This is a genomic window from Ramlibacter sp. P4_H7, from assembly GCF_056400765.1.
The window spans coordinates 368,966-386,365 of record NZ_JBFUKP010000002.1; the positions used below are offsets into that span (position 1 = coordinate 368,966).

20 protein-coding genes are annotated in these 17,400 nt (G+C 69.6%); 8 read left to right on the forward strand and 12 right to left on the reverse strand.

Annotated features, from left to right (window positions below):
* Nucleotides 1-132: 132 nt before the first annotated feature.
* The 7 genes from AC1DSA_RS04960 (at nucleotide 133) to glcF (ending at nucleotide 7,081) form a co-directional block, all read left to right on the forward strand.
* Nucleotides 133-873 carry a TorF family putative porin gene (locus tag AC1DSA_RS04960; protein WP_477886643.1) on the forward strand — a complete coding sequence of 247 codons (741 nt, stop codon included), beginning with the start codon at nucleotides 133-135 and terminating at the stop codon, nucleotides 871-873.
* Nucleotides 874-894: 21 nt separating this feature from the next.
* Nucleotides 895-1,233 carry a P-II family nitrogen regulator gene (glnK, locus tag AC1DSA_RS04965; RefSeq protein ID WP_477886645.1) on the forward strand — a complete coding sequence of 113 codons (339 nt, stop codon included), beginning with the start codon at nucleotides 895-897 and terminating at the stop codon, nucleotides 1,231-1,233.
* A gap of 30 nt (nucleotides 1,234-1,263) precedes the next feature.
* Nucleotides 1,264-2,790 carry an ammonium transporter gene (locus AC1DSA_RS04970; RefSeq protein WP_477886647.1) on the forward strand — a complete coding sequence of 509 codons (1,527 nt, stop codon included), beginning with the start codon at nucleotides 1,264-1,266 and terminating at the stop codon, nucleotides 2,788-2,790.
* Between the two features lie 143 nt (nucleotides 2,791-2,933).
* Complete coding sequence (locus AC1DSA_RS04975; RefSeq protein ID WP_477886649.1) at nucleotides 2,934-3,785, forward strand: aldose 1-epimerase; 852 nt, start codon at nucleotides 2,934-2,936, stop codon at nucleotides 3,783-3,785.
* The gene (locus AC1DSA_RS04980) at nucleotides 3,782-4,705 is read left to right on the forward strand and encodes an SMP-30/gluconolactonase/LRE family protein (RefSeq protein ID WP_477886650.1); all 924 of its coding nucleotides are present in this window, start codon (nucleotides 3,782-3,784) and stop codon (nucleotides 4,703-4,705) included. Before AC1DSA_RS04975 ends, AC1DSA_RS04980 begins: the two co-directional genes overlap by 4 nt.
* A gap of 64 nt (nucleotides 4,706-4,769) precedes the next feature.
* The gene (glcE, locus tag AC1DSA_RS04985) at nucleotides 4,770-5,858 is read left to right on the forward strand and encodes a glycolate oxidase subunit GlcE (protein WP_477886652.1); all 1,089 of its coding nucleotides are present in this window, start codon (nucleotides 4,770-4,772) and stop codon (nucleotides 5,856-5,858) included.
* Nucleotides 5,858-7,081: a glycolate oxidase subunit GlcF gene (glcF, locus tag AC1DSA_RS04990; protein WP_477886654.1), complete on the forward strand. Its 1,224-nt coding sequence runs from the start codon at nucleotides 5,858-5,860 to the stop codon at nucleotides 7,079-7,081. Before glcE ends, glcF begins: the two co-directional genes overlap by 1 nt.
* Here glcF and AC1DSA_RS04995 read toward each other — a convergent pair.
* Genes AC1DSA_RS04995 through lplT form a run of 4 tightly spaced genes read right to left on the reverse strand, consistent with a single transcriptional unit; the run spans nucleotide 7,078 to nucleotide 10,145 of the window.
* Nucleotides 7,078-7,470, reverse strand: coding sequence for a VOC family protein (locus tag AC1DSA_RS04995; RefSeq protein ID WP_477886656.1), 393 nt, complete (start codon nucleotides 7,468-7,470; stop codon nucleotides 7,078-7,080). The two genes, glcF and AC1DSA_RS04995, sit on opposite strands and share 4 nt — an antisense overlap.
* A gap of 5 nt (nucleotides 7,471-7,475) precedes the next feature.
* Nucleotides 7,476-7,961 carry a glutathione peroxidase gene (locus AC1DSA_RS05000; RefSeq protein WP_477886658.1) on the reverse strand — a complete coding sequence of 162 codons (486 nt, stop codon included), beginning with the start codon at nucleotides 7,959-7,961 and terminating at the stop codon, nucleotides 7,476-7,478.
* Between the two features lie 5 nt (nucleotides 7,962-7,966).
* Entirely contained in the window at nucleotides 7,967-8,869 is a 903-nt protein-coding gene (locus AC1DSA_RS05005; RefSeq protein WP_477886660.1) for a DMT family transporter, read from the reverse strand.
* A complete protein-coding gene (gene lplT, locus AC1DSA_RS05010; RefSeq protein WP_477886662.1) occupies nucleotides 8,862-10,145 on the reverse strand; it encodes a lysophospholipid transporter LplT in 1,284 nt (427 codons plus the stop codon). The genes AC1DSA_RS05005 and lplT overlap by 8 nt, the downstream gene beginning before the upstream one ends.
* Nucleotides 10,146-10,262: 117 nt before the next feature.
* Here lplT and alr point away from each other — a divergent pair, with 117 nt between their 5' ends.
* Nucleotides 10,263-11,360 (forward strand): alanine racemase, encoded by a 1,098-nt coding sequence (alr, locus tag AC1DSA_RS05015; RefSeq protein WP_477886664.1) that lies wholly within the window; start codon nucleotides 10,263-10,265, stop codon nucleotides 11,358-11,360.
* Nucleotides 11,361-11,369: 9 nt separating this feature from the next.
* On the opposite strand, the gene AC1DSA_RS05020 is transcribed toward alr, so the two are convergent.
* The 8 genes from AC1DSA_RS05020 to hpaD all read right to left on the reverse strand — a co-directional run bounded on the left by AC1DSA_RS05020 (nucleotide 11,370) and on the right by hpaD (nucleotide 17,399).
* Nucleotides 11,370-11,573 (reverse strand): type II toxin-antitoxin system RelB family antitoxin, encoded by a 204-nt coding sequence (locus AC1DSA_RS05020; RefSeq protein ID WP_477886666.1) that lies wholly within the window; start codon nucleotides 11,571-11,573, stop codon nucleotides 11,370-11,372.
* Nucleotides 11,574-11,667: 94 nt separating this feature from the next.
* Nucleotides 11,668-12,582: an EamA family transporter gene (locus tag AC1DSA_RS05025; protein WP_477886668.1), complete on the reverse strand. Its 915-nt coding sequence runs from the start codon at nucleotides 12,580-12,582 to the stop codon at nucleotides 11,668-11,670.
* A 4-nt stretch (nucleotides 12,583-12,586) separates the two neighbouring features.
* Nucleotides 12,587-13,561: a 2-dehydropantoate 2-reductase gene (locus tag AC1DSA_RS05030; protein ID WP_477886670.1), complete on the reverse strand. Its 975-nt coding sequence runs from the start codon at nucleotides 13,559-13,561 to the stop codon at nucleotides 12,587-12,589.
* Between the two features lie 76 nt (nucleotides 13,562-13,637).
* Entirely contained in the window at nucleotides 13,638-14,420 is a 783-nt protein-coding gene (locus AC1DSA_RS05035) for a class II aldolase/adducin family protein (protein WP_477886672.1), read from the reverse strand.
* Nucleotides 14,421-14,430: 10 nt separating this feature from the next.
* On the reverse strand, nucleotides 14,431-15,249 hold the full coding sequence (locus AC1DSA_RS05040; protein WP_477886674.1) for an HpcH/HpaI aldolase family protein: 819 nt from the start codon (nucleotides 15,247-15,249) through the stop codon (nucleotides 14,431-14,433).
* Nucleotides 15,250-15,261: 12 nt separating this feature from the next.
* Nucleotides 15,262-16,062 carry a 2-oxo-hept-4-ene-1,7-dioate hydratase gene (gene hpaH / locus AC1DSA_RS05045; protein WP_477886676.1) on the reverse strand — a complete coding sequence of 267 codons (801 nt, stop codon included), beginning with the start codon at nucleotides 16,060-16,062 and terminating at the stop codon, nucleotides 15,262-15,264.
* Between the two features lie 4 nt (nucleotides 16,063-16,066).
* Nucleotides 16,067-16,471: a 5-carboxymethyl-2-hydroxymuconate isomerase gene (locus tag AC1DSA_RS05050; RefSeq protein ID WP_477886678.1), complete on the reverse strand. Its 405-nt coding sequence runs from the start codon at nucleotides 16,469-16,471 to the stop codon at nucleotides 16,067-16,069.
* A 1-nt stretch (nucleotide 16,472) separates the two neighbouring features.
* Nucleotides 16,473-17,399 (reverse strand): 3,4-dihydroxyphenylacetate 2,3-dioxygenase, encoded by a 927-nt coding sequence (gene hpaD / locus AC1DSA_RS05055; RefSeq protein ID WP_477886680.1) that lies wholly within the window; start codon nucleotides 17,397-17,399, stop codon nucleotides 16,473-16,475.
* Between the last annotated feature and the right edge of the window lies 1 nt (nucleotide 17,400).

Consider the following 17,400-nt stretch of genomic DNA (forward strand, 5'->3'; position numbering starts at 1 on the left):
CCCGGGCCAGGCCAGGACCCGTTCAACGGCGGCACTGCATCACGCGCGGACCGGCGTTCCCGTGCAACTGGTGGATGGCACGCCTCCTGCTAATGACCCCTGCAGGAACAAAACCTAACGGAGAAACTTGGAATGAAATCGAAACTTGCCGTGCTGGTGTCTGCTCTCGCCGCTTCGGGCGCGCTGATGGCGCAGACCAAGGCCCCGGAGCCCGACTACACGATGTCCGTGAACGTCGGCGCGGTCACCGACTACCGCTACCGCGGTATTTCCCAGAGCCGCCTCAAGCCGGCGATCCAGGGCGGTGCCGACTTCGCGCACAAGAGCGGCTTCTATATCGGCACCTGGGCCTCCTCCATCAAGTGGATCAAGGACGGCGGCGGCGACGCCAACGCCGAAGTCGACCTGTATGGCGGCTACAAGTTCACGGCCGGCGACTTCGGCCTGGACGTCGGTCTGCTGCGCTACCTGTATCCCGGCTCCAGCCTGCCCATCAACCCGGACACCACCGAGGTCTACCTCGCTGGCACCTTCGGCCCCGCCACGCTGAAGTATTCCCACGCCGTGACCAACCTGTTCGGCTTCAACGACAGCAAGAACAGCTACTACCTGGACCTGAACGCCACCTTCGAGACCGGCTTCTGGGGCCTGACCTTCACCCCCCACATCGGCTACCAGCGGGTCGCCCACAACTCCGACTTCTCGTACACCGACTGGTCGCTCGGCCTGGGCAAGGACTTCGGCAACGGCTTCAGCGTCTCGCTGGCCTACGTCGACACCAACACCGACGTCTACCGCGGGCCGGCGCCTGACTCGAAGAACCTGGGCAAGGCGACCGCAGTGCTGGGCGCGAAGTACACGTATTCGTTCTGACGTCCTCCCCTGGAGAAGAGCATGAAACTCGTCACCGCCATCATCAAACCCTTCAAGCTCGACGAAGTGCGCGAGGCCCTCTCGGCCATCGGCGTGCAGGGCATCACCGTCACCGAGGTCAAGGGCTTCGGCCGCCAGAAGGGCCACACCGAGCTGTACCGTGGCGCGGAATACGTCGTCGACTTCCTGCCCAAGGTGAAGATCGAGGCGGCGGTCTCCGACGAGTTGGTGGACCGCGTCATCGAATCCGTCGAGGGCGCAGCCCGCACCGGGAAGATCGGTGACGGGAAGATCTTCGTGTACGACCTGGAGCAAGTCGTCCGCATCCGCACCGGCGAGACCGGCAAGGAAGCGCTCTAAGCATTTCAATTCAATCAAGAGAGCACTGACATGAGGAAACTTCTCGCTTCCCTGGCCGTCGGGCTGGGGCTCCTGATCGGCAGCGCCGCCGCTGTCGCCCAGGCGCCCGCCACCACGGCTGCACCCGCGGCTGCTGCCGAAGCGGCGCCCGCTGCTGCCGCGGCGCCTGCCCCGGCCGCCGCGGCGGCTCCTGCCGCTGCAACCGCTGCCGCACCCGCGGCCGCCGCCTCCGCCGCCCCGGCGCCGACCCCCAACAAGGGCGACACCGCGTGGATGACGGTGGCCACCCTGCTCGTCCTGATGATGACCGTGCCGGGCCTGGCGCTGTTCTACGGCGGCCTGGTCCGCAGCAAGAACATGCTGTCGGTGCTGATGCAGGTCTTCGTGGTGACCTGCCTGATCTACCTGCTGTGGGCCGTCTACGGCTACAGCGTGGCATTCACGGCCGGCAACCCGTTCATGGGCGGCTTCAGCAAGATCTTCCTGTCCGGCATCACCCCCGACTCGGCAGCCGCGACCTTCAGCAAGGGCGTCGTGATTCCCGAGCTGAGCTTCGTGACCTTCCAGGCCACCTTCGCGGCCATCACCTGCGCGCTGATCGTCGGCGCCTTCGCCGAGCGCATCAAGTTCTCCGCGGTGCTGCTGTTCTGCGCCCTGTGGTTCACGTTCAGCTACCTGCCGATCGCCCACATGGTGTGGTACTGGGACGGCCCGGATGCGATCACCGACGCCAAGACGCTCGAGACCGTGACGGCCGCCGGCGGCTGGCTGTGGGCCAAGGGCGCGCTGGACTTCGCGGGCGGCACCGTGGTGCACATCAACGCCGGTGTCGCCGGCCTGGTGGGCGCCTACGTGGTCGGCAAGCGCATCGGCTACGGCAAGGAATCCCTCACGCCGCACAGCCTGACCCTGACCATGGTCGGCGCCGCGCTGCTGTGGGTGGGCTGGTTCGGCTTCAACGCCGGCTCCAACTTGGAAGCCACCGGTACCGCCAGCCTGGCCTTCGCCAACACGCTGTTCGCCACCGCCGCCGCCACGCTGTCCTGGATCGCCGGCGAGGCGCTGTCCAAGGGCAAGGCCTCCATGCTGGGTGCCGCTTCCGGCGCCGTCGCCGGCCTGGTGGCGATCACCCCCGCCTGCGGCTTCGTCGGCGTGATGGGCGCCATCGTGATCGGCCTGCTGGCCGGCGTGATCTGCCTGTGGGGCGTCAACGGCCTCAAGCGCATGCTGGGTGCGGACGACGCGCTCGACGTGTTCGGCGTGCACGGCGTCGGCGGCATCCTGGGTGCCCTGCTGACCGGCGTGTTCGCCTCGCCGTCCCTGGGTGGCACCGGCATCTACGACTACGTGGCCAACAAGGTCAGCCCCGACTACTCCATCGGCGGCCAGGTCTGGATCCAGTTCCAGGGCGTGCTGACCACCATCGTCTGGTCCGGCGTGGTGGCCTTCATCGCCTACAAGGTCGTCGACCTGCTGATCGGCCTGCGCGTCACCGAAGAGGAAGAGCGCGAAGGCCTGGACATCAGCAGCCACGGCGAGACCGCGTACAACCGGTAAACAGTCTCGGAAGCGGCGCGCGGAGGCACGCCGCGCGCCGCAAGGCAAGCAAGATCTCCTTTGGATGTTCGGCCCGCTTCGGCGGGCCGCTTTTTTTGCGGCGCCGCGCCTGCGGGCACAATGGCTTTCCCAGGAGGCAAGCCATGATCGAACTGCGCGCCGGCCGGCTGCGTTGCGAGCTGTACCCGCAACTCGGGGGCTGCATCGCCGGCCTGTGGCTTGACGATCAGCCGGTGCTGCGCTCCACGCCGGCCGCGCAGCTCACCTCGGCCCGGGCGTCCGGCTGCTATCCGCTGGTGCCGTTTTCCAACCGCATCGGCCACGCCAGCCTGGTGTGGCAAGGCACGCAGCATCCGCTGGTGCGCAGCGATGCCGATGAGCCGCATGCGATCCATGGCATCGGCTGGCAGCGCCCCTGGAGCGTGCTGGACAGCGACGACGCATCGGCCATGCTCGCGTGCGAACACCGGGCCGATTCCGCCTGGCCCTTCGCCTTCGACTGTTCCAACACCCTGCGCCTGTCGCCCGCCGGCCTGGACATGACGCTGGCCGTCACCAACCAGTCGGCCCAGCCCGCGCCCATGGGCCTGGGCTGGCACCCCAATTTCGTCAGGCGAGCGGGAGCGCGCGTCGCCTTTCGCGCAACCGGCCGCTGGGGCATGGGCACCGACAAGCTGCCCACGCGGTGGGAAGCCTCGGTCGGGCTCGATGCGCCGTGCGACGGTCTCGCGGTGGACCACTGCTACGACGGCTGGGACGGCAGCGCGCTGCTGACCGACCCCGTGATGCGCGTGACGGTGCAGTCGGGGCTCACGCGGCTGGTGGCGTTCTGCTCGCCGGAGCGCGACTACGTGTCCATCGAGCCGGTCAGCCACGTCAACAACGCGGCACAGCTGCACGCGGCCGGCATGGATGCCGAACACCTGGGCCTGGTGGTGTTGCAGCCGGGCGAGTCGATGCTGGCGCAGATGCGCATCGGGGTGGAGGCGGCGTGAAGTGGGAGGTCGCGGTGGCGCGGCCCGACGCGCTGGGCGAGTCACCGTTCTGGCATCCGCACGAGCAGCGCCTGTACTGGGTCGACATTCCCGCGAAGACAGTCCGGCGCTGGGACCCGGCCACCGGGCAGGCCGATGACTGGGTGCTGCCGCAGGAGGCGGGCTGCATCGCGCCGGCCACTGGCGGCGGCCTGGTGTTGGCCCTGAGGGACGGCGTCTACCGCGCGCGCAGCTGGGGCGGGGTGCTGCAGCCGCTGGTGCGCTTCGGGCACGGCGCCACGACCCGCTTCAACGACGGCAAGGCGGATCCGCTCGGGCGCTTCTGGGCGGGGACCTACTACGAGCCCAAGGACGCGCGCAAGGCCGACCTCTACAGCTTCGACTGCCGGCCCGACAACGGCAGCGACGGCGACATCCTCGTGCAGCTGAAGGCGCACAACGCCACCGCTGCCAACGGCATCGCCTGGTCGCCTGATCGCCACACGCTGTACTGGAGCGACACCGCGCAGCACGCGATCTACGCCTGGGACTGGGAGGCGCACGCCAACGTGCTGCGCCACCACCGCGTGTTCCGGCAATTCGCCGCCAAGCCGGCGGGGTGGCAGCCAGGCCAGGCCGGTTACGGCGGCCGTCCCGACGGCGCCGCGGTGGACGCGGCAGGCCACTACTGGGTCGCCATGTTCGAGGGCGGGCGGCTGTTGCGGCTGGCGCCTTCGGGCGACCTGGTGGCGGAGTACCCGGTGCCGGCGCTCTGTCCCACCATGCCCTGCTTCGGCGGCGAGGACGGACGAACGCTGTACCTCACCACCGCCCGGCACGGCCGGGCGCCCGGGGAGCTGCAGGCGCTGCCGCATTCCGGCTGCGTGCTGCGTGCGCGGGTGGACGTGCCGGGGCTGCCCACCAATTTCTTCATCGACTGAGGCGGAAAAATTTCAGGCGACCGGCGGCGCGAAGCCCGTGCGGCCGCACTTAACATCCCCAGCCATGGATCCCGCCCTCGCCCGCATCGTCGACCGCATCCGCTCCGCCGCGGCGCAGGGCCAGACCCTGCGCATCCGCGGCGGCGGCACCAAGGATTTCTACGGCGAGCAGCTGCAGGGGGAGCCGCTCGAAACCGGCGAGCTGCGCGGCATCGTGAACTACGAGCCCAGCGAGCTGGTGGTGACGGTGCGTGCCGGCACGCCGCTGGCGGAGCTGGAACAGGCCCTGGCCGCCTGCGGGCAGAGCCTGCCGTTCGAGCCGCCGCACTTCGGCGCCGACGCGACGGTCGGCGGCATGGTGGCCACCGGCCTGGCCGGCCCGGCCCGGGCCAGCGTCGGATCGGTGCGCGATTACGTGCTGGGGCTGCAGATGGTCAACGGCCGCGGCGAAGAACTGGTGTTCGGCGGCCAGGTGATGAAGAACGTGGCCGGCTACGACGTGTCGCGCCTGATGGCGGGGGCCATGGGCACGCTGGGGCTCCTCACCGAGCTGAGCCTGAAGGTGCTGCCGGTGCCGCCGGCGCAGGCGACGCTGCGCTTTGCCTGCAGCCAGGCCGAGGCCCTGCAGCGCCTGAACGCCTGGGGAGGCCAGCCGCTGCCGTTGAATGCCAGCTGCTGGTCGCCCGAGAACGGAGCCGGCACCCTCACCCTGCGCTTGCGGGGCGCCGTGGCTGCGGTCGACTCGGCCTGCCGCAGCCTGGGCGGCGAACGCCTGGACGAAGCGCAAGCCGCGGCCGCATGGAATGACTTGCGCGAGCAGCGCAGCGCCTGGTTCGCCGGCGGTGGCGACCGCGACCTGTGGCGCCTTTCCGTGCCGCAGACCGCCCCCGTGCTGGACCTGCCGGAGTCGCCGCTGGTGGAATGGCATGGCGCCCAGCGCTGGGTGCGCATCGCCTCGGACTACGCGGGCCGCGTGCGCGAGGCCGCGGTGCGGGCCGGCGGCCATGCGACGCTGTTCCGCACGACGCGCGCGGACGCGCAGGGGCGCATGACGCCGCTGGCGCCCGCCCTGGCCAACCTGCACGAACAGCTGAAGAAGCAGTTCGACCCGGCGGGCATCTTCAACCGCGGCCGCCTCTACCGGCAGTTTTGATGCAGACCCATCTTTCCCCGGAGTTCCAAGGCACGCCCGAAGGCCTGGAGGCCGAAGCCATCCTGCGCAAGTGCGTGCACTGCGGTTTCTGCACGGCAACCTGTCCGACCTACCAGCTGCTGGGCGACGAGCTCGATGGGCCGCGCGGGCGCATCTACCTGATGAAGCAGGTGCTGGAAGGCGAGCAGCCCACCCGCAAGACGCAGCTGCACCTGGACCGCTGCCTCACCTGCCGCAACTGCGAGAGCACCTGCCCGAGCGGCGTGGACTACGGCCGGCTGGTGGACATCGGCCGCGGCATCGTCGAGCGCAAGGTGCCGCGCGACGCGCCGGCCCGCGCGCTGCGCTGGACGCTGGGCGAAGGCCTCACGTCGCCCCTGTTCGGCCCGGCGATGAAGGTCGGCCAGGCGGTTCGCGGCCTGCTGCCCGCGCGCCTGCGCGAGAAGGTGCCCGCGAAGCAGGAGGCCGGCGCCTGGCCGACGCGCACGCATGCGCGCAAGGTGCTGATGCTGGCCGGATGCGTGCAGCCGTCGATGATGCCCAACATCAACACGGCGACCGCGCGCGTGCTCGATGCGGCGGGCATCCAGACGCTGGTGGCGCAGGAGGCCGGCTGCTGCGGCGCGGTGAAGTTCCACCTCAACGACCACGAGGGCGGCCGCGCGCAGATGCGCCGCAACATCGACGCCTGGTGGCCCCACGTGGAACGCGGCGAGGTGGAGGCGATCGTCATGAACGCCTCCGGCTGCGGCGTCACCGTGCGCGAGTACGGCCATCACCTGCAGCACGATGCCGCCTACGCGGACAAGGCGCGGCGCATCAGCGCGCTCACCCGCGACCTGAGCGAACTGCTGCCGGCGCTGGTGCCGGCCCTGAAGGACAAGGTGCGCGCCCGGCCGGGCGTGTTCGCCTACCACCCGCCTTGCTCGCTGCAGCACGGCCAGCAGTTGCGCGGCGGGGTCGAGCAGGGCATGGCGGCGCTGGGCTTCCAGTTGCGCGTGGCCCTCAATGAGTCGCACCTGTGCTGCGGTTCCGCCGGTACCTACTCGGTGCTGCAACCCGACATCGCGCACACGCTGCGCGACCGCAAGCTGGGCCACCTGTCCGTGCTGGAACCGCAGGCAATCCTGTCGGCCAACATCGGCTGCATCCAGCACCTGCAAAGCGGCACCGCGACGCCGGTGCGGCACTGGGTGGAGGTGCTGGACGCGGCGCTGGCCTAGGCAGCCGGCGCTCGGGCGTAGCTCACCGTGAGCATCTCCCACTGATGGCCGTCGGGCTCGTTCCAGTAGACCATGCGGCCGCCGTAGTCGGTGTTGATCCGGTGGTCGACCGGCCCGCGCACGTTGCTGCGAAAGGCGATGGAACTCGCCCGTAGCCGCGCCAGGATGGCGTCGAAGCGCGCCTCATCCACGCGGAAGCAGAAGTGGTAGACGGGGAAGTCCTCGTCGGTGCCGATGAAGTCCAGGGTCAGGCCGTCGTTGACGTAGACCGGCGAGAACGGGCCGATGCCGCTGGCGGACCAGTGCACATCCAGCAACTCGCCCAGCAACCGCGCCGATTCCGCCGGGTGCCGCGACGGCACGATGGCGTGGTCGAGTTCGACCGCCATGGCGTTCAGCCCGCGAGCGCGGCCTCGACGTCCTTCGCCAGCTTCTCCGGCGCGTCCTGCGGCGCGTAGCGCTTGAGGACGCTGCCGTCCTTGCCGACCAGGAACTTGGTGAAGTTCCACTTGATCGCCTTCGAGCCGAGCAGGCCCGGCGCCTCCGCCGTGAGCCACCGGTACAGGGGATGCGCCTGCGGCCCGTTGACGTCGACCTTGGCCATCATCGGGAAGCTCACGCCGTAGTTCACCTGGCAGAAGCTGGCGATCTCCTCGTTGCTGCCCGGGTCCTGCGCGCCGAACTGGTTGCAGGGAAAGCCGAGCACCACCAGTCCACGGTCGGCGTAGCGCTTGTGCAGTTCCTCCAGCCCGGCGAACTGCGGCGTGAAGCCGCAGGCGCTGGCGGTGTTGACGATCAGCATCGGCTTGCCGCGGAACTGCGCCAAGGGCACGCTCTGCCCGCCGATCTGCTGCGCTTCGAAGTCGTAGATGGTGGCCATGCGGCCTATTGTGCGCCGGCCGTCCGCAAGCCGCGCGGCCACGCGGACCAGGCGGCCGCCGCGACGATCATCCCGCCGCCCAGCAGGGTGCGCGTGCCCAGTTCGGCCGCGCCCAGCGCTACGGACGACAGGCTGGCGAACACCACTTCCGACAGCATCACCAGTGCCGTGGTGTGCGAGGGCAGGCGCGAGGCGCCGTACTGCAGGGCGAGGTTGGCCGCCAGGAAGCCGGAGGCCAGCACCAGGGCGATCAGCCAGCCGCGCGGGCCGAGTTCCGGCAACGCGGCCACGGTGCCCTGCGCAACGCCAACCAGGGCCACGCCGCCGGCAAGCACCATGCCGCCGCCGAACATCGCCAGCACGCGGGAGCCGGGTGTCACGAAGTCCAGCCGGCGCAGCAGCACGTTGGTGAGCGCGAAGCTGAAGCCGCCCATCAAGGCCAGCCATTCGGCCAGGGCCCGCGGCCACGGCAGGCCGGTGCCCGCGGTGTCGAGCACGGTCGCCACGCCGGCCAGCGCCAGCAGCAGCCGGCCGATCCCGGCTGCCGACGGCCGTTCGCCCAGCACCAGCCACGCGAGCAGCACGGCCCACGCCGGCATCAGGTAGAACAGCAGGACCACCCGGACCACGTCGCCGATGGTGACCGCCCAGTTGAAGCCCACGTTGGTCAGGCCCGCCGCCAGCGCCAGCAGCCACAGCGCCGGTGTGCGCAGCAGCTCCGGCAGCGCCCGGCGCTGCAGCACGACGAAGCCGACGAAGGCCAGCAGGTAAATCAGGGCGGTGGACCACAGGGGGTGCACGCCTTCCTGCTGCAGCGCGCGGAACGGCCACCAGGACACGCCCCACACGAACGCGTTCACCACCAGCGCCAGGACCGGCGCCAGCGGCCTGCCCCGGCCTTCAGCCATGCACGTTGTCGTGCCGGGCGACCTGCAGCAGGTGGTCGACCTCGTCCTTGTGCTCGATGCAGTTGCGCGCGTGCCAGCGCTTGATCAGCCACATCACGCCGGCGACCAGCAGGCCGAAGGCGGTGATCGCGCCGAAGGACGAGAGGCCCAGGCCGGCGGACAGGCTGTAGAACGCGCCCAGGCCCAGGATGCAGGCTTGTTCGTTGAAGTTCTGCACCGCGATCGAACGGCCGGCGCCCATGAGGTTGTGGCCGCGGTGCTGCAGCAGCGCGTTCATCGGCACGACCAGGTAGCCGCCCAGCGCGCCGAGCAGGATCAGGAAGGGCGCCGCCACCCACGCGTTGTGGATGAAGTTCATGCAGATGACCAGCACGCCCATGGCGATGCCCAGCGGCATGACGGTGGTGGCCTTGTCCAGGCGCATCCGCATGGACGCCGCGATGGCGCCCGCGGCGGTGCCGAACGCGACCACGCCGCTGAGCGACGAGGCCTGGGTGGTGGAGTAGCCGAGCGCCGCGGCGCTCCAGGCCAGGATGATGTAGCGCAGGTTGCCGCTGACGCCCCAGAACAGGGTGGTGGTGGCGAGCGAGATCTGCCCGAGCCGGTCCTGCCAGAGGCGGCTGTTGCAGCTCCAGAAGTCCGGCACCAGCTCGAGCATGTTGCGCGGCAGCGGCCGCATCTCCACCTCGGTGCGCGGGATGCGCGTGTTGAACCAGGCCGCCAGCGCGTAGACGAAGATCAGCACCGAGATCGCCGCTTCCGGCGGCGTGTCGATGCCGGTCTCGATCATCGGGAAGTCCATCGCCAGCATCCGCGAGGCGAGCACGGTGCCCACCAGCTGGCCGCCCAGCAGGATGCCCAGGATGATGGAGGCGATGGTCAGGCCCTCGATCCAGCCGTTGGCCTTGACCAGCTGGGAAGGCGGCAGCAGTTCGGTAAGGATGCCGTACTTGGCGGGCGAGTAGGCCGCCGCGCCCAGGCCGACGATCGCATAGGACAGCAGCGGGTGCGTGCCGAACAGCATCATGAGGCAGCCGATCACCTTGATCGCATTGCTCACGAACATCACCTGGCCCTTGGGTCGCGAGTCGGCGAAGGCCCCCACGAAGGGCGCGAGCACCACATAGAAGAGCGCGAACATCGGCACCAAGGCAGCAGCCTGCCACGCCGGGGCTTTGGCTGACTTGAGCAGTTCCACGGCGGCTATGAACAGCGCGTTGTCGGCAAGCGACGAGAAGAACTGCGCCGCCATGATGGTGTAGAAACCGCGCTTCATGCGTGCGTGAGTGGCCCTGGACCCAGGGTGCGGGCCTTTGAACTTTCTGCTGTCTCCAAGCGACACGGGTTATATCACGGCAGGTAATGACAGAATGGCGGCAGAAAGCTGCCGTTCATGCCCCGTCCCATTCTTGCCACCATCCATGCCGAGTCCCTGCGCCACAACCTGGCGCGCATGCGGCAGGCGGCGCCGGACGCGAAGGTCTGGGCGGTGGTCAAGGCCAATGCCTACGGCCACGGGATCGAGCGGGTGTACGACGCGCTGCGCGGCGCCGACGGTTTCGCCCTGCTGGACCTGCAGGAGGCCGAGCGGATCCGAGCCCTGGGCTGGCGCGGGCCGGTCCTGCTGCTGGAAGGCGCCTTCGAGCCGCGCGACCTGGAACTGTGCTCGCGCCTGAACCTCTGGCACGCCGTGCACTGCGACGAGCAGATCGACTGGCTGGCCGCCCACAAGACCCAGGTGCCGCACCGCGTCTTCCTCAAGATGAACTCCGGCATGAACCGGCTGGGCTTCGGTCCCCAGCGCCTGCGGGCCGCCTGGACCCGGCTCGATGCGCTGCCGCAGGTGGAAGAAATCTCCCTGATGACCCACTTCAGCGATGCGGACGGTCCGCGCGGCATCGCCCACCAGCTGGAAGTCTTCGAGCAGGCGACCCGCGACCTGCCGGGCGAGCGCTCGCTGAGCAACAGCGCCGCCACCCTGCGCCACGCCGGTGACCCGCGGGTGCGCGCCGACTGGGTCCGGCCCGGCATCGCCGTGTACGGCAGCGCGCCCGATTTCCCGCAGCACGACGTGGCGCACTGGGAGCTGCAGCCGACCATGACCCTGGCCACGCGCGTGCTCGCGGTGCAGCAGCTGCAGCGGGGCGATTCGGTCGGCTACGGCTCCAGCTTCACCGCCGAGGCGCCGCTGCGCATCGGCGTGGTGGCCTGCGGCTATGCGGACGGCTACCCGCGCCACTGCACCACGGGCACGCCGGTGCTGGTGGACGGCGTGCGCACCCGGCTGGTCGGGCGGGTCAGCATGGACATGATCGCGGTCGACCTCACGCCCGTGCCGCAAGCCGGCTTCGGCAGCGAGGTGACGATGTGGGGCCGCGCCGGCAACGGCGCCGTGCTGCCGATCGACGAAGTGGCGGCCAGCGGCGGAACGCTCAGCTACGAGCTGATGTGCGCGCTGGCGCAGCGGGTGCCGGTGGTGCTGGCGGACTGAGCGTCCGGCTCAGAGGCCCAGGTCGACGCCGGGCTCGGCACCGTAGGGCGTGATCTCGTCGCCGTGCTGCCGGCCGCCCTGCAGGTAATAGTCCTCGATCGCATCGATGTGCTGGAAGACGGCTTCGCGCGCCAGCTGCCCGGTGCTGCGGCCGGTCTCCCGGGCCAGGGCTTCCAGGCGCTGTCGGATCTCCGGTGACGGGTGGCTGGCCATGCGAACTCCTCGTTGGAGCAGCCATTCTGGAGGCCCCCGCGGTGCAGCCGCAAGCGCAGGTGCGCCATCGCAACGCCCGGAAGCTTGCGCGGCATCAACGTTTGCGCAGGCCGAGCACCATCACCGCCCCCACCACCAGCAGCGCGCCCCCGACCTGCACCGGGGCGATGGCCTGGCCGAGCACCAGCCAGGCCAGCACCAGCGCGAACACCGGCTCCACGTTCATGATGGCCGAATTGCCCACCACGCCCAGGCGGGGCAACACCGTGAACATGATGGTGAAGGCCGTGCCGTACAGGAAGGTGAGCGCCGCCAGCCCGCCCCAGCCCGCGGGCGCCGTGGGCAGGTGGAAGCCGCCTTGCGACACGACCATGGTCAGCGCCACCAGCCCGGCGATGCTCATCGTCGTGGCGGTGCGCACGCGGCCGTCGACGTCGCCCGCTTCGTGCTGCGTCAGCACCAGCGCGAGGCCGAAGGTGCCGGCGGCCGCCAGCGCGAAGCCGACGCCGGCGCCGATGCGCGCCCACTGGCCCGAGGCGCCCAGGCCCGAGGCGGCGCCGAACACGTCCAGCGCCAGCGCCAGCCCGACCAGGATCACCGGCATGGCCACCAGCATCGCCTGCTCAGGATGCTTGCGGTAGACCACGAAGGACCATAGCGCCGTCCAGATCGGATAGGTGTTGAAGGCCAGCAGCGCCAGCGCCACCGGCAGCCGCGCGACGGCCGAATAGAGGCACAGGCTCTGGATGCCGATCAGCAGGCCGATCACCGGCAGCATGCGCCGGTGCCGTGGCGTGAAACGCGGCCGCACGCCCTGCGACGCGAGCAGGGCGATGATCACCAGGGCGGTCACGGTGCTGCGGAACACGACCGCGGTGGCGACGTCCACGCCGTTGTTGAAGGCGATGCGCGCGGCCACGTGGTTGGCGCCCATCATCAGGGCGATCAGCAGCAGCGTGGCAAACGCCGCGCCGCTGATGGCTCGCGCCGGCGCCGGGATGGCCGCCATCGCGTCAGTACAGGCCGTGCACGCGCGCGTGCAGGCGGGACAGGCCCAGCAGGGCGTCGGTGAACGGCGTGGGCACGCCAGTCATCGCGCCCATTTCCTTCACCACGGTGACCAGCGCGTCGATCTCGACCGCCTTGCCGGCCTCCACGTCCTGCAGCATCGAGGTCTTGAAGGCGCCGAGTTTGCGCGTGACCTGGTGCCGGTCCTCCGGCTGCTGGGCGATCGGGATGCCGACGCGCGCCCCGATCTCGCGCGCCTCCAGCATCACGGCGGAGATGAAGCCGCGCACCAGCTCGTCGTTGAGGATCAGGTCGGTGGTCGCGCCGGTCATGGCGCTCACCGGGTTGACCGTCATGTTGCCCCACAGCTTGTACCAGGCGTCCTTCTGGATCTGCTCGGACAGGACGGTCTCGAAGGCGGCCTTCTCCAGCAGCGCGGCCAGGTCCCGCACGCGCGGCGACTGCACGCCGGAGGGCTCGCCGATGATCAGCTTGTTGCCGAAGTGGTGCTGCACGAAGCCGGGCTCCCTGAGCGCGCAACTCGCGTGGACCACGCAGCCGACGATGTGCTGCGCCGGCACCGCCTCCGCGATGGCGCCGTCGGGATCGACGGACTTCAGCCGCGTGCCGGCATAGGGGCCGCCGAAGCCGTGGAAGAACCACCAGGGCACGCCGTTCATGGCGGTCAGCACGATCGTGTCCGGCCCCAGCAAGGGCGCGATGGCCTTCGCCACCTCGGCCATCGCCGGCGCCTTCACGGCCACCACCACCAGGTCCTGCACGCCCAGTTCGGCCGGGGAGGCGCTGGCCTGCACCTTCGCCGCCAGCGTCTCGCCGCCTTCCTGCAGGCGCAATCCGTTCGCCCGCAGGCTGGCGAGCGTCGCGCCGCGCGCGACCACGCTCACGTCGCAGCCCGCGCGGGCCAGCTTGACGCCCAGCCAGCCGCCGATGGCGCCGGCGCCGTAGATGCAGGCCTTCATGCCGGACTCCGCCGCGCCGCTTCACGCAGGCCGGCCAGTGGGAGCTCGCCGTGGACCTGGCCGCCAGCGTGGAAGCTCATGTCTTGTAGGCGGTGCCGCAGCGCTGTTCCATCAGCCGCGTCATCGCGTCGAACACGTCCTGCCCGGCGCCGAAGCGCTGGTCGAACTGGAAGGAGTCGTACGTCGTCTTCTTCGCCACGGTTTCCGGGATCGGGATCGCGCGGCCCAGGCCCGCCTGCGTGACCTGCACATCGCAGGCGCGCTGCAGCGTCCACAGGCGCACGAAGGTGAGGGGCAGGGTCGAGCCCGCGGCCAGCAGGCCGTGGTTGCGCAGGATCATCAGCGGCCGCTTGCCCATGCTGGCCAGCAGGCGCGGCGCCTCGTCGGCATGGATGGTGATGCCCTCGAAGTCGTGGTACGCCACCAGGTCGTGCAGCTGCGCCGAATAGAAGTTGTTCTGCGCCAGCCCGCCTTCGGTGCAGGCCACCGCCAGGCCGTTGGTGGTGTGCGTGTGCATCACGCAGTGCGCATCCGGCACGTTCTCGTGGATGGCCGCGTGGATCGTGAAGCCCGCGGGATTGACCGGCCAGGGATTCGCCGCATCCAGCTTGTTGCCCTGCACGTCGATCTTCAGCAGGTTGCTCGCCGTGACCTCGGAATAGTGCAGGCCGAACGGATTGATCAGGAACTGCTTCTCGCCGTGCGCCACGCTGTCCGGCAGCCGCACGGTGATGTGGTTGTAGATCATCTCCGTCCAGCCGAGCATGTCGAAGATGCGGTAGGCGGCGGCGAGCTGCACGCGCGCCTCCCACTCGTCCGGGTGCATGTCGGTTGCGCGGGCTTGCAGCACGGCGTTCATCGCGGCGTCCTCAATAGTTCTGCGGCTTGGCGGCCGGCGGCGGCTGCACGGTGGCGCCCTTGAATTTGGCGGCCAGTCCGCTGGTGGCCTTGACCATCAGGTTGCTGTCGGTGCCGAGCGCGATGAAGGTCGCGCCCATCTCGACGTGCTTGCGCGCCAGCGTCTCGTCCAGCGTCAGGATGCCCACCGCCTTGCCGGCCTTCTGGATGCGCTGGAAGGCGTCGGCGATGATGTCCTGCATCTCGGGATGCCAGGGGTCGCCCACGTGCCCGAAGGCCGCCGACAGGTCGGCCGGGCCGATGAAGACGCCGTCCACGCCCTCGACCGCGGCGATGGCGTCCAGGTTCTGGATGGCCGCGCGCGTCTCCGCCTGCACCAGCAGGCAGACCTCGCGGTTGGCATCCTTGGCGTAGCCCGGATTGCGGCCCCAGCCGGAGGCGCGCGTGGCCGCCATGCCCCGAATGCCGTCCGGGGGATAGCGCATGCAGCGCACCAGTTCGCGCGCCTGCTCCGGCGTGTCGACCATGGGCACCAGCAGGGTCTGGATGCCCAGGTCCAGGTACTGCTTGATCAGCGCCTGGCCGGCGTAGCCGTGGCCCATGGCCACGCGGGCGATCGCGTTCACGCCGGGATAGGCGGCGATCACCTGCGCCTGCTGCAGCAGGTTCAACGGGTCGTTGGGCGAGTGCTCCGCGTCCAGCAGCAGCCAGTCGAAGCCGGCGGCCGCGCAGATCTCGGTGTTGAGGGGGCCCAACAGGCTGACCCACAGCCCGTACTGGGTGCGCTTCTCGGCGATCGCCTTCTTGAACGCGTTGACCGGTGTCTGCATGGTGTGTCCCCTCTACGTGAACGTGAACTGGAAGCGGCCGAGCGGGCCGTAGTCGGCATCGAAGACATCGCCCTTCTTCGCGATGGCGGGCCGGGTGAAGGAGCCGGCCAGCACGACCTCGCCGGCCTCCAGGCCCTCGCCCCAGGGCGCGAGCTTGTGGGCCAGCCAGGCGATGCCGACGGCGGGATGACCCTGCACGCCCGCGGCCAGGCCCGTTTCCTCGACGACCCCATTCTGGCGCAGGATGGCGCCCACCCAGGGCAGGTCCACTTCGCGCGGGGACACCTTGCGCCCGCCCAGGATGATGCCGGCGTTCGCGGCGTTGTCGCTGATGGTGTCGAACACCTTGCGCATGGCCTTGGTGTGGCGGTCGAACTGCTCGATGCGGGCGTCGATGATCTCGATGGCGGGCTGCACGTACTCCGTTGCATCGAGCACGTCCTCGACGCTCACCTGCGCGCCCTGCAGCCTGCGTTTCAGGATGAAGGCCAGTTCCACCTCCACCCGCGGCGCGATGAAGCGCCCGGCGGGGATGTCCCCGGGCTCGAAGAACATGTCGTCCAGCAGCGTGCCGTAGTCGGGCTCGTCGATCTGGCTGGACAGTTGCATGGCGCGCGAGGTGAGGCCGATCTTGTGCCCGCGCACCTGGCGGCCCTCGGCGATCTTCATCGCCACCCAGGCGCGCGACACGGCATAGCCGTCCTCGATCGTCATGCCGGGATGGCGCTTGGAGAAATGCTCCACCTGCACGCGTGTCTTCTCGCTCTCGTGCAGTTCGGCGGCGAGCTTCTTGATGGTGGCCTGGTCGAACATGGAACTACTTGTTGAACAGCGGATGCAGCGTGCTGTGCTTGCCGTCGTACACCTGGCCGGCGCTCTCGTCGATCTGCAGCGTGATGCCGATCAGTTCGCTGGAGAAGATGGGCGCGAAGTGCGCCTTGACCTTGTCCATCAGCCGGTCGCCGGCCGCCTGCTTGACCGCGTCGCTGCGGCCGGCGCCCATGCGCACGTTGATGTAGACGAAGGCGTAGTCGCCTTGGCCGTCGGCCACCGCGTAGTGCGCGGCCGGATAGGCCAGCACGCGGGTGCCGCCGGTGGGGAACACCTGCTTGCCCGCCTCGTCGAGGATGGTGAGCATCTCGTCGGCCAGCGTGCGGCACAGGCGCGGCATGTCGGTCCTGGCCTCGACATTGGGTGTGTAGAGGATCACGCAGTGCGGCATGTCAGAGGCGCTGGTTGATGTTGCTGTAGCCTTCGGCCGACGAGGCCTGCGCGCGCGGGATCGCGTCGCCGCCCACGGGCGTCACCGGGAAGATGGCGTTGATCTGCCCCGTGCCGGAAGCGCCGAAGTAGGGCGTGACCACTTCGGCCTTGCCCGTGTAGTCGGACCAGCCCAGCGCACCCAGCAGCATGGCCGTGTCGTGCATGAAGCCTTCGCCGTGGCCCTTGGCCGCGTACTCGGGCAGCATGCCGCAGAAGGCCTTCCATTCCCCCGCCTGCCACATGCGCACCACCTCGTGGTCCAGCGTTTCCAGGAAGGGGCTCCAGACCTTGAACGCGAACTCGGGCGCGAGCCCGTTCTGCGCGAAGCGGTGCGACAGCGAGCCGCTCGCGAAGAAGGCGACGGTGCCGTCGTAGTGGTCCTCCACGGCACGGCGCATCGCCCAGCCCAGGCGCGCGCTGTCATTGAGGTAATGCGCCTGGCACAGGGCCGACACGGAGATCACCTTGAAATGCTGGTCCGTGTTCATGTAGCGCATGGGCACCAGCGTTCCGTACTCGGGCGCGAGCGTGGTGCGGTCGTGCGCCAGCGTCTCCACGCCGAAGTCGTTGCTGACCTCGGCCAGCAGCTTGCCCAGCTTCGGATTGCCGGGGAACTCGTAGGCCATGTTGCTGATGAAGTGCGGCAGCTCGTTGCTGGTGTACAGGCCCTGGAAGTGGGCGCCGCAGTTCACGTGGTAGTTGGCGTTGACCAGCCAGTGCGTGTCGAACACCACGATGGTGTCGACACCCAGTTCGCGGCAGCGCCGGCCGATTTCGACATGGCCGTCGATCGCGTCCTGCCGCGAGCCCTGGCGCGCGCCGGGCAGCTCGCTCAGGTACATCGAGGGGACGTGGGTGATCTTGGCGGCGAGAGCGAGCTTGCCCATG